This is a genomic window from Amycolatopsis kentuckyensis (genome assembly GCF_002155975.1).
Taxonomy (GTDB): domain Bacteria; phylum Actinomycetota; class Actinomycetes; order Mycobacteriales; family Pseudonocardiaceae; genus Amycolatopsis; species Amycolatopsis kentuckyensis.
Genome location: NZ_MUMI01000637.1, coordinates 1 through 10174, shown reverse-complemented (window position 1 = coordinate 10174; position 10174 = coordinate 1). Strand labels below are relative to the sequence as shown.

Annotated in this window: 11 protein-coding genes; 7 read left to right on the top strand and 4 right to left on the bottom strand. The window is 73.1% G+C overall.

All coding sequences use genetic code 11. The features are described from left to right. Window positions 1–365 precede the first annotated feature (365 nt). From CCN39_RS44460 to CCN39_RS44450, 3 genes are all read left to right on the top strand, one after another. A complete protein-coding gene (locus CCN39_RS44460; protein WP_086852819.1) occupies window positions 366–1061 on the top strand; it encodes a winged helix-turn-helix transcriptional regulator in 696 nt (231 codons plus the stop codon). A 169-nt stretch (window positions 1062–1230) separates the two neighbouring features. Continuing rightward, a complete protein-coding gene (locus CCN39_RS44455; RefSeq protein ID WP_086852817.1) occupies window positions 1231–1806 on the top strand; it encodes a hypothetical protein in 576 nt (191 codons plus the stop codon). Then, window positions 1803–3128: a copper resistance CopC/CopD family protein gene (locus CCN39_RS44450; protein WP_086852815.1), complete on the top strand. Its 1326-nt coding sequence runs from the start codon at window positions 1803–1805 to the stop codon at window positions 3126–3128. The genes CCN39_RS44455 and CCN39_RS44450 overlap by 4 nt, the downstream gene beginning before the upstream one ends. A gap of 37 nt (window positions 3129–3165) precedes the next feature. Here CCN39_RS44450 and CCN39_RS44445 read toward each other — a convergent pair whose 3' ends face one another. Further along, complete coding sequence (locus CCN39_RS44445; protein ID WP_086852813.1) at window positions 3166–3843, bottom strand: maleylpyruvate isomerase family mycothiol-dependent enzyme; 678 nt, start codon at window positions 3841–3843, stop codon at window positions 3166–3168. A gap of 201 nt (window positions 3844–4044) precedes the next feature. Here CCN39_RS44445 and CCN39_RS44440 point away from each other — a divergent pair, with 201 nt between their 5' ends. The 3 genes from CCN39_RS44440 to CCN39_RS44430 all read left to right on the top strand — a co-directional run bounded on the left by CCN39_RS44440 (window position 4045) and on the right by CCN39_RS44430 (window position 6589). Beyond that, window positions 4045–4764, top strand: a complete 720-nt coding sequence (locus tag CCN39_RS44440) for an MgtC/SapB family protein (RefSeq protein WP_244211298.1) — start codon at window positions 4045–4047, stop codon at window positions 4762–4764. 120 nt (window positions 4765–4884) lie between these two features. Beyond that, window positions 4885–5874 (top strand): coiled-coil domain-containing protein, encoded by a 990-nt coding sequence (locus CCN39_RS44435; RefSeq protein ID WP_086852809.1) that lies wholly within the window; start codon window positions 4885–4887, stop codon window positions 5872–5874. 7 nt (window positions 5875–5881) lie between these two features. Continuing rightward, complete coding sequence (locus tag CCN39_RS44430; protein ID WP_086852807.1) at window positions 5882–6589, top strand: CPBP family glutamic-type intramembrane protease; 708 nt, start codon at window positions 5882–5884, stop codon at window positions 6587–6589. Window positions 6590–6706: 117 nt separating this feature from the next. On the opposite strand, the gene CCN39_RS44425 is transcribed toward CCN39_RS44430, so the two are convergent. Genes CCN39_RS44425 through CCN39_RS44415 form a run of 3 tightly spaced genes read right to left on the bottom strand, consistent with a single transcriptional unit; the run spans window position 6707 to window position 9333 of the window. Next, on the bottom strand, window positions 6707–6988 hold the full coding sequence (locus tag CCN39_RS44425) for a metal-sensitive transcriptional regulator (RefSeq protein ID WP_086852805.1): 282 nt from the start codon (window positions 6986–6988) through the stop codon (window positions 6707–6709). Between the two features lie 57 nt (window positions 6989–7045). Next, window positions 7046–9130, bottom strand: a complete 2085-nt coding sequence (locus CCN39_RS44420; protein WP_086852803.1) for a heavy metal translocating P-type ATPase — start codon at window positions 9128–9130, stop codon at window positions 7046–7048. Beyond that, window positions 9127–9333: a heavy-metal-associated domain-containing protein gene (locus tag CCN39_RS44415; protein ID WP_086852801.1), complete on the bottom strand. Its 207-nt coding sequence runs from the start codon at window positions 9331–9333 to the stop codon at window positions 9127–9129. Before CCN39_RS44415 ends, CCN39_RS44420 begins: the two co-directional genes overlap by 4 nt. A gap of 77 nt (window positions 9334–9410) precedes the next feature. Between CCN39_RS44415 and cobF the strand changes: the two genes are divergently transcribed. Beyond that, the gene (cobF, locus tag CCN39_RS44410) at window positions 9411–10169 is read left to right on the top strand and encodes a precorrin-6A synthase (deacetylating) (RefSeq protein ID WP_086852799.1); all 759 of its coding nucleotides are present in this window, start codon (window positions 9411–9413) and stop codon (window positions 10167–10169) included. Window positions 10170–10174 lie beyond the last annotated feature (5 nt).

Genomic DNA, 10174 nt, shown 5'->3' with positions numbered 1-10174 from the left:
GACGGCGCCGGCGCCGTCGTCCGGGACCCGCGCGTCTACCGCTGTCGTGCGCATGGGCGCTCCTGCCGGTCGTCGGGGGCGGACGAGAGACCAGGAAATCGTGCTGCACGGGACGTCTACTCGGCCAGTGCTGCAAGCACGGGGAAGTCGTGCGGAATGCATGCTCCGACGTGAAAAACGCACGGAGCGGCGGTGCGCGGCTCACTGGCCGGGCACGGCGGCGAACCGTCACCGTAGACAGCGACACCCGTGGCGGCAGGAATGCGGCCACCCCCGGCGTCACGGGGCACCGTAACCGAACTCGCGGCCCTGCGCGAATCGGGCGGCGCCCGGTCTGGCACCCCGAGACAAGTGAGGACCCGAGTATGCCTACCTCTGCTCGCACCTACGGACAGTTCTGCGGCCTGGCCCGGGCGCTCGAGATCGTCGGCGAACGGTGGTCGCTGCTCGTCGTGCGTGACCTCATGCTCGGCCCGAAGCGGTTCACCGACCTGCAGCAGACGCTGCCGCGGATCCCGGTCAGCATCCTGACTTCGCGGCTGAACGAGCTCGAGGAGTCCGGGGTCGTCCGCCGCCGCGTGCTCTCCCAGCTCGACGCCGGCGTCGTCTACGAACTGACCGAGTACGGCTGCGAACTCGACCACATCGTCCTGGACCTGGCCCTGTGGGGAGCGCGCTCGCTCACCTACCCGCGGCCCGACGAAGTGTTCACGCTCGACACCGCGATCATCTCGCTGTACACGGTCTTCCAGGAGGAGGCCGCCGCCGGCGTGCACGTCAACTACGAGCTGCACCACCTCGGCGGCGAGATGATCGTGCACGCGATGGTCGACGACGGCTCGCTCAAGGCCTCCTCGGGGGCGCTGCCCGCCGCGGACCTGGTGATCGAGCCACAGGGCCCGGCGCTGATCGACCTGCTCAACGGGAACCTGTCCGCCCGCGAAGCCCTCGACAGCGGCAAGGTCCGCATCACCGGCGACCCCGCCCACCTCGAGCTGTTCACGCGGCTGTTCCACATCCCGCCGGCACCGGAGCGCGCCACCGGCCTGTCGCTGCACTGACCTGCTACCCGGTCCCGGCGGCAAGCACGCCGCCGCCGGGACCACAAGGGGCAGGACGCCCGCAATTCTGCTTTCGGAGATCGGCAATCCGGAGTAACCGGACAACGGCGCCGGACGGATATCGTCGACGCACCACCGCCATCGTCCCTTCGGGAAATCTGGGGTTTCCATGTCGACGTCCGAAATCGCCCGGCCGGGCGGGTTCCTCGGCGGGCTCAACAGCCGCCACCACCACCGCGCGCTCGCCGTGTTCATGCTCATCGTGATCGCCCACTGGGCCGAGCACATCGTGCAGGCCGTGCAGATCTACGGTTTCGGCTGGCCCACCTCCCGCGCCCGCGGGGTGCTCGGCATGCCGTTCCCGTGGCTCATTTCGCAGGAATGGCTGCACTACGGCTACGCACTCGTGATGCTGACGTTCCTGTGGGTCCTGCGGCGCGGGTTCGCGGGCCGGTCGCGGCAGTGGTGGAACCTCGCGCTGGGCATCCAGTTCTGGCACCACATCGAGCACCTGCTGCTGTTCATCCAGGCGCAGAGCGGCTGGCGGCTGGCCGGTTCGAAGGTGCCGACCAGCATCATCCAGCTGCTGGTGCCGCGCGTGGAGCTGCACCTGTTCTACAACACGATCGTCACCATCCCGATGATCGTCGCGGTCGTGCTGCACCGGCGTGCTTCGGCCGCCGAGCGCGCCCAGACCGGCTGCTCCTGCGGGGTGCCGAGGCGACCCGCGCTCGCCGCGTCGTGAAGCGGGCGCTGGCGCTGCTGGCCCTGCTGGCCGGCTGGCTGCTGGTCAGCGCCACCCCGGCGTCGGCGCACGTCGAAGTCATCTCATCGACCCCCGGGGACGGCGCCCGCCTGAGCGCGGCGCCGTCCCTGGTGTCGGTCACGCTGTCGGAGAACGTCGGCATCCAGCCCGGGTCGATCAAGGTCGTCGACCTCGAAGGCCACCAGGTCGACTCCGGGCCGGTGTTCCAGCCCGGCCAGGTCGCCGAGGAGGTGGGCGTGCGGCTGCGGCCCGGCCTGCCGGACGGCAGCTACCTGGTCGAATACGCCTTCGTCTCGGCCGACTCGCACCCCGTGCGCGGCACCTTCGCGTTCGTGGTCGGCACGGGGCCGCTGGTGACGTCGGCGGGCGCGGTGTCCGCCGCCACCGGCACCGACCCGGTGGTGGACGCGACCGCGACGGCGGTGCGCTGGCTGGCCTACCTCGGCGTCGTGCTCCTCGGCGGGCTGGCGTTCGTGGTGCTGTGCCGCCCGGCCGCCCGCACCGACCGCCGGGCCCGCCGCCTGCTGTCCGGCGGCGGCTGGCTCGTCGCGGCGACCACAGTGGCGACGTTCCTGCTGCAAGGCCCGTACGCGGCCGGACGGAACCTCGAAGCGGTGTTCGACACCGGGCTCCTCGCGGACACGCTGCGCGTCGCGTACGGGAAACTGCTGCTCCTGAGGCTGGCGGCGGTGGCGGCGTTCGCCCTGGTGCTGCCCCGGCTGCTGCGACCGGAGCTGCCGGACCGGCTGCGTTCGCGCTACGAGAACCTGGCCATGGTGACCGGGTTCCTGGTGCTGCTGACGTTTTCGGCAACGGGCCACCCGGTGACGGACCCGGTGATGTTCTTCTCGGTCTCCGCGGACCTGGTGCACTTCGGCGCGATCGCCGTCTGGGCGGGCGGCCTGGTCCAGCTGGCCCTCTGCCTGTACCACCCGGCGCCCGGCGAGGACCTGACCCCGGTCGCGACGAGGTTTTCCCGCATCGCGGCGGGAGCGGTGACGGCGGTCGCGCTCAGCGGCGCGGTGCTGGCGCTGCGGATCATGCCGTCGCTGTCGTCGCTGTGGACGACCCGGTTCGGCCTGCTGGTGCTGCTGAAGATCGCGGGCTTCGCGCTGCTGCTGGCCGTGGCGAGCCGGTCCCGCCGGGCAGTCCGGCGAAGCTTGACCGGCCCGGACCCCGGCACGACGACGGTCACGACCGACCTGCACCGGCTGCGGCAGGCGGTGGCGGTGGAGGTCCTGCTCGGTGTCGTGGTGCTGGCACTGGCGGCATTGCTGACGGTCACCCCGCCGGGCGGCTGAGCCCGCCGGGCGGCTGAGCCCGCGGCGGCAGCCGAGCTCACACGCCGGGCTGCCGTGGCGGCGCGAACGGCCCCCAGCTGAACGCCGGCAGCCAGGGGCCCGCCGCCGCACTCCAGTCCAGCCCCACCAGCTGCGCCACCGAGCGGCGCCCGGCCAGCGCGCGGTACAGCTCGTGGGCCGGCGCCGTCAGCGAGTCCTTCGGGCGGCCCACGCCCGCCGTCCACGTCGATCCGCCGGTCGTGCGCAGGCGCAGCGGCGGCAGCCCGCGCCCGGCGACCGAACCCGAGAAGCCCCGGACCAGCACTTCGAAGCTCGGCGCCCAGGCCGCGTGCGCCACCGGCGGCGGCACCCCGAGCGCCGCGCGCAGGTCGAGTTCGTGCGTGTAGGCGTCCATCACCATGACGTCGCCGCTGCGCCCGCCCGCTTCCGCGAGCCGGCGGTCGAGTTCCTCGCCGACGTCGTCCCAGCGGTCGAGCAGTTCCGGCACCGCCAACGTCCCGGCCGGGGTGGGCGGCGGGGTGCCGCCGTGGCGCCGGAGCACCCGCTCGGCGACGGCGGCGAGGTGGCCGAGCAGGTCGGTGACGGTCCAGTTCGGACACGCCGGGACCGGCCGCCGGTGGGTGCCGGGCCGCCCCTCGAGCAGCGCGCGGACGCCGCGCCGCACCTCCGCGTACCCGACGAAGTCCGGGGCCGGGACCGGCCGAGTCGCTGTCACGCGCGTTCCACCTCACCCTGGCACGATCGGTGCTCCCGGCCCGGAACCGATCCGGCCGGAGAAGGCGGACACGGTCCGGCGCCGGCCTGCCCACCGGCAGCCGTTCCACCGTGGCTGCCGCCCGATCAACACAGTATGCCCTGGTGGCGGCCCTGCGGTTCTCCCCGCGTGCCGCCACCCGAGCCTCGGGAGGTCGTGACCTTGACCACACTCTGGTCCACGTCGGCGCAGTGGGACCTGCTGCCGCCGGTAGTGCTCGCGCTCGTGCTGAGCGTCGCCATCGGGCTCGAACGCGAAGCCGCCATGAAGGCCGCCGGCCTGCGGACGCACGCCCTGGTCGGCGTCGGTTCGGCGGTTTTCATGCTCGTCTCGAAGTACGGCTTCGCCGACCTGCTCGGCCTCGACCACGTCTCGCTCGACCCGTCGCGGATCGCCGCGCAGATCGTGTCCGGGATCGGCTTCATCGGCGGCGGGCTGATCTTCGTCCGCCGCGACGCGGTGCGCGGCCTGACCACCGCGGCGACGATCTGGCTCACCGCCGCCGTCGGGACCGCGTGCGGCGCCGGGCTGCCCGTGCTCGCGGCCGGCACGACGGTCGGGCACTTCGCCGTGACGCGCGGCCTGCCGCCGCTGCAGCGGTTCGTCGCGCGGCACCGGCGGGAACCACCGGTGGTCCGGCTGAGCTACCTCGACGGGCAAGGCGTCCTGCGCGCGGCGCTCGCCGTCTGCACCGGGCGCGGGTGGTCGGTGCACCACGTCGACGTCGACCACGAGCCGCTTTCCGAAGGGGGACAACGGATCGCGGTCGTGACACTGCGCCTGGACGGGCGCGGTGATCTCTACGACCTCGCCGGCGAACTGGCCGAACTGCCCGGCGTGCGGAGCACGTCCACCGGCCGCGGGGAACCGTTCGACGAATGATCGCCCGCCCGGGCAGCGCGCGGCGGCGGGTTTGCGGCACACTGGGGTGCACGGGAGATTCCCCGGTACCGCAACGAAAACGCGCGGCCGGGGAGAAACCATCCAATTCGGAGGTGAGGCATGGCCCCCGGCGGTGGCGAGGACGTGGCGCGCACGCAGCCCGGATTCGACCTGGCGTGGCGCGGTTTTCACCGCGCACAGGTCGCCGAATACGTCGAGTGGGCCGAGGCCGAGATCCAAAGGCTCACCGCCGAACGCGACTCGGCGCGCCGGCGCGGAGCCGCGCTCGCCGAGGAGAACCGTGAGCTCCGCGTGAAGATCGACCGGATCAGCATGACCCCGATCCCGGCGGACGCGCTGCAGGAGCGCTCGCGCCGGATGATCGAGCTGACCCGCGAGGAAGCGGCGGAAATCACCGCGCAGGCAACGGAAACGGCGGCGCGGATCCGGCGCGAGGCCGAGGCGGAAGCGGTCCGGCTGACCGAGAAGGAACGCCGCCTGGTCGCCGAAGCCGAGGCCGAGCGTGAGCGGCGGCGGGTCGAGCACGAGGAGTTCGTGCGCGCGGCCGAGCAGCGCCGTCGTGAGCTCGACGAGGCCGCGGCCCACCGCCGGGCCGAGCTGGAAGAAGACCACAAGCGCGCGATGACGATCCGGCGCGCCGACGCGATGCGCGAGCTGGCCGAGCAGGAAGCGGCCGCCCGCGCGAAGGCCGACCAGCTGGTCGTGGCGGGTGAAGGCGAGCTGGCCGCGGCGCGGGAGCAGGCCGCGCAGCTGGTCGCGGAGGCGACCCGCCACGGCGAAACGCTGGTCGCGACCGGCGAAAGCGAGCTGGCCGAGGCCCGGGAGCAGGCCGCCCGGGTGGTCGCGGACGCGACCAGCCACGGCGAAAGGCTGGTCGAAGCGGCCCAGCGCGAGGTCACGGCGTTGACCGAGGTCCGCGACAAGCTCCACGCGAGCCTCGCGGGCTGCCGCGAGCTGCTGGCCGACGCCGCGGTGGCGCTCGACGAGCGCCCGGGCCCGTTCGACCCGGAAGCGACGTTGCCGATGTCGAAGAGAGTGCCGATCCAGCGCCGGTCACCCGCGGACGACCTGACCGACGCGGTCGGTTGAGCCGGCGTTGACCAGCGCCGCGCCTGCCCTGGGCAGGCGGGTGCCGGTGGTGGTCGTGGCGCTGCTGACGCTGGCGGCGTCGACGACCCTGGCCAACCGCGTGCTGCCCGGCTGGGCGTACCCGCTGTGCGGCCTGGTGGCGGCGCTGGTGCTGGTCCTGCTGGGCCGCGCGGCCGGGTGCACCTGGCGTGACCTGGGCTTACGCGCCTTCCGCCGTCCGGCCCTGGTCGGCTTGGCGGGAGCGGGTCTGGTGGCCGCGGTGTTCGGGATCGCGCTGGCGGTGCCGGCGCTGCGCACGGTCTACCAGGACGGCCGCGTCGGCGACCCGGACTTCGGCCAGCTGCTGTGGCTGACGTGCGGCCGCATCCTGTTCGGGACGGTCCTGATCGAAGAGGTGGCGTTCCGCGGCGTGCTCCCGGCCCTGTTCGGAGCGGCCGACGACCGCTGGCGCTGGGGACCGATCCTGGCGGCGGCGGCCCTGTTCGGCCTGTGGCACGCGCTGCCGGCGCTGGCGATCGGCCGCAACGCGGCGGTCCACGCGGTGTTCGGTTCGACGCCGGTGGTGCTGCTGCAGATCCTGGCCATGGCGGCGGCGGGGGTGGCCGGGGTCTTCCTGCACTGGTGGCGGCACGCTGGCCGCGGCGTGCTGGCGTCGGGAATCGTGCACTTCACGACGAACGCAGGCGGCCTGACGCTGGCGGTCCTGGTGCGCTGACCTCGCGCTGTCCGTGATCCGGCCTCGCGCTGTCCTTGATCCGGCCTCGCGCTGCCGGTGATCCGGCCCTGCCCTACGAGCGGGGCCTCGCCCCTACGCGCGCAGCCTCGCCTCGCCCTACGAGCGGACCAGCCGCGCGATCGCGTCCGACGCTTCCCGCACCTTCAGATCCGCTTCCTCGCCCCCGGTCGCCGCGGCCTGGACCACGCAGGTCGCCAGGTGCTCGTCGAGCAGCTCCAGCGAGAACGACTGCAGGGCCTTCGTCGCCGCCGAGACCTGGGTCAGGATGTCGATGCAGTACTTGTCCTGCTCGACCATCCGCTGCAACCCGCGGATCTGCCCCTCGATCCGGCGCAGGCGCTTCAGATAGGCGTCCCGCTCGCTGCCGTAACCCGTCATCGCCCACCCGTTCCCGTCGTCGGCTCTCCCTCGCCCCGACTATACCCTCCCGGGGTGTCAGCGGAAGCGGCGTAACCGGAGGCTGTTGCTCACCACGAACGCCGACGAGCACGCCATCGCCGCCCCCGCGATCATCGGGTCGAGGAGGCCGAGCGCGGCCAGCGGCAGCGCCGCCACGTTGTACGCGAAGGCCCAGAACAGGTTGCCCTTGATCGTCGCCAGCGTGCGGCGGGCCAGGCGGATCGCGTCGGCCGCCACGCGCAGGTCGCCGCGCACGAGCGTCAGGTCGCTCGCCTCGATCGCCGCGTCGGTGCCGGTGCCCATGGCCAGGCCGAGGTCCGCCTGGGCGAGCGCCGCCGCGTCGTTGACGCCGTCGCCGACCATCGCCACCACCCGGCCCTCGGCCTGCAGCCGCTTGACGACGGCGACCTTCTCCTCCGGCAGCACCTCGGCGACGACCTCGCCGATCCCCGCCTCGGCCGCGATCGCGCGCGCCGCGCCGACGTTGTCGCCGGTCAGCAGCACCGGTGTCAGGCCGAGTTCGCGCAGCTCGGCGACGGCCTGCGCGGACGTCGGCTTGATCGTGTCGGCGACGACCAGGCGTCCGCGGACCTCGCCGTCCCAGGCCACCCCGACGGCTGTGGCGCCTTCGGCGTCGGCGAGTTCGCCGCCGACGAACGCCGCCCGCCCGACGGTGACCTCGTGCCCCTCGACCACGCCGGTCACGCCGAGGCCCGCCGTGCTGCGGAACGCCGTGACGGCGGGCAGGGCGCCGAAGCGCTCCCGGGCCGCGTCCGCGATGGCCTGGGCGATCGGGTGCTCGGAGGCGGCCTCGACGGCGCCCGCGAGCCGGAGCACCTCGCCGTCCCCCTCGACGAGGGCCATCCGGCCGGTGGTGACCGTGCCGGTCTTGTCCAGGACCACGGTGTCGACGCGGCGGGTGGACTCGAGCACCTCGGGTCCCTTGATGAGGATGCCCAGCTGGGCGCCGCGGCCGGTGCCGACCAGCAGCGCCGTCGGCGTCGCGAGGCCGAGCGCGCACGGGCAGGCGATGATCAGCACGGCGACGGCCGCGGTGAACGCGGCGTCCGGCGTGCCGCCCGTCGCCAGCCAGACCACCAGCGTGGCCAGCGCCGCGAGGACGACCGCCGGCACGAACACCGCGGAGACCCGGTCGGCGAGCCGCTGGACCTCGGCTTTGCCGTTCTGCGCGGCCTCGACGAGCCGCGCCATCTGGGCCAGGCGGGTGTCCGCGCCGACCCGGGTGGCGCGCACGAGCAGGCGCCCGCCGACGTTGACCGTCGCGCCGGTGACCGCGTCCCCCGGTCCGACCTCGACCGGCACGGACTCCCCGGTGAGCATGCTGGTGTCGACCGCGGAGCCGCCTTCGGTGACGACGCCGTCGGTGGCGATCTTCTCGCCGGGCCGGACGACGAAGACGTCTCCTTCCCGGAGGCCCTCGACGGCGACCAGGTGCTCTTCGCCGGCGCGGAGCACGGTGACGTCCTTCGCGCCGAGGTCCATGAGCGCTTCGAGGGCGGCCCCGGCGCGGCGCTTCGAGCGCGTCTCGAAGTAGCGGCCGGCCAGGATGAACGTGGTGATCGCGGCGGCCACCTCGAAGTACAGGTGGTGGTGTCCGGCGCCGAAGACGAGCGCGTACAGCGACCAGGCGACGGAGGCGACGACGCCGAGGGAGATCAGCGTGTCCATGGTGGCGGTGGCGTGCCGCAGGTTGACCGCGGCGGCGCGGTGGAACGGCCACGCGCCCCAGGTCACGACCGGGGCGGCGAGGGCCAGCATGACCCACCCCCGGCTGTCGGACGGCCAGGCCGGGACCATCGAGAGCGCGACGAGCGGGACGGTGAGCGCGGCGGAGACCAGCAACCGCTTGCGCGGCGTCTCCTCCGGCGTCTCCCGTTCGGGGAGGCGCGCGGAGTAGCCCGCGGCCTCGACGACGGCCTTGAGGTCGTCGACCGACAGCCCGGCCGGGTAGCTGACCTGGGCTTTTTCGGTGGCGTAGTTGACCGTCGCGGTGACGCCGTCGACCTTGTTGAGCTTGCGCTCGACGCGGGCGGCGCAGGACGCGCACGTCATCCCGCCGATGGCGAGTTCGACGCCGGTCGTCACGTCGGCGGAGCTCACGCGACCAGGCGGTAGCCGGCCTCGGTCACGGCGGCGGCGACCGCGTCGGTGGTCAGCGGCGTGTCACTGGTCACGGTCACGCGGCCGCTGTCCACGTCGACGTCCACGCTGCGGACGCCGTCGAGCTCGGAGACCTCCTCGCGGACCGAGGTGGCGCAGTGCCCGCAGGTCATGCCCTCGACGGTGTAGGTCGCTTCGGCCATTTCCCGCTCCTTTCGTCTGCCTTCTTTATACCCATCGGGGGTAGGGGTTCACCATCGGGGGCGGTCAGACTCGCGGCATGAGGAAGCTCTACGCGATCGGGATCGGCGCCGGCGACCCGGAGCACCTGACGGTGCAGGCGATCGATCGCCTCAACCGGGTGGACGTCTTCTTCGTCCTCGACAAGGGTGCCGAGAAGGTCGACCTGGTCCGGCTGCGGCAGGAGATCCTCGACCGGTTCGTCACGCGTTCGTACCGCGTGGTGCTGGCACCCGACCCGCCGCGCGACCGCACGCCATCGGACTACCGGGCAGCGGTGGCCGACTGGCACTCGGCGCGGGCGTCGGTGTACGAGTCACTGATCTCGTCGCTCGGCCCGGACGAGGTGGGCGCGTTCCTGGTGTGGGGCGACCCGTCGCTGTACGACAGCACGATCGCACTGATCGAGGCGGTGCTGGCGCGGGGCAAGGTCGAGTTCGACTACGAGGTGGTGCCGGGGATCAGCAGCATCTCGGCGCTGGTGGCCCGCCACCGGACGACGATGAACCAGATCGGCCGAGCGGTCCAGCTGACAACGGGCCGCCGTCTCGCCTCCGGCTGGCCCCCGGACGTGGACGACGTCTTCGTCCTCCTCGACGCCCACACGACGTTCGACCAGTTCACTTCTTCAGGCCTGCACATCTTCTGGGGCGCGTACGTAGGAACGCCCGACGAGATCCTGATCTCGGGCCCCCTCACCCCGGCCCTCGCGGCCCAGATCCGTGCGACCCGCGCGGAAGCCCGCGAACGCCACGGCTGGATCATGGACACCTACCTCCACCGCCGCCCCACCCCCTAACCACC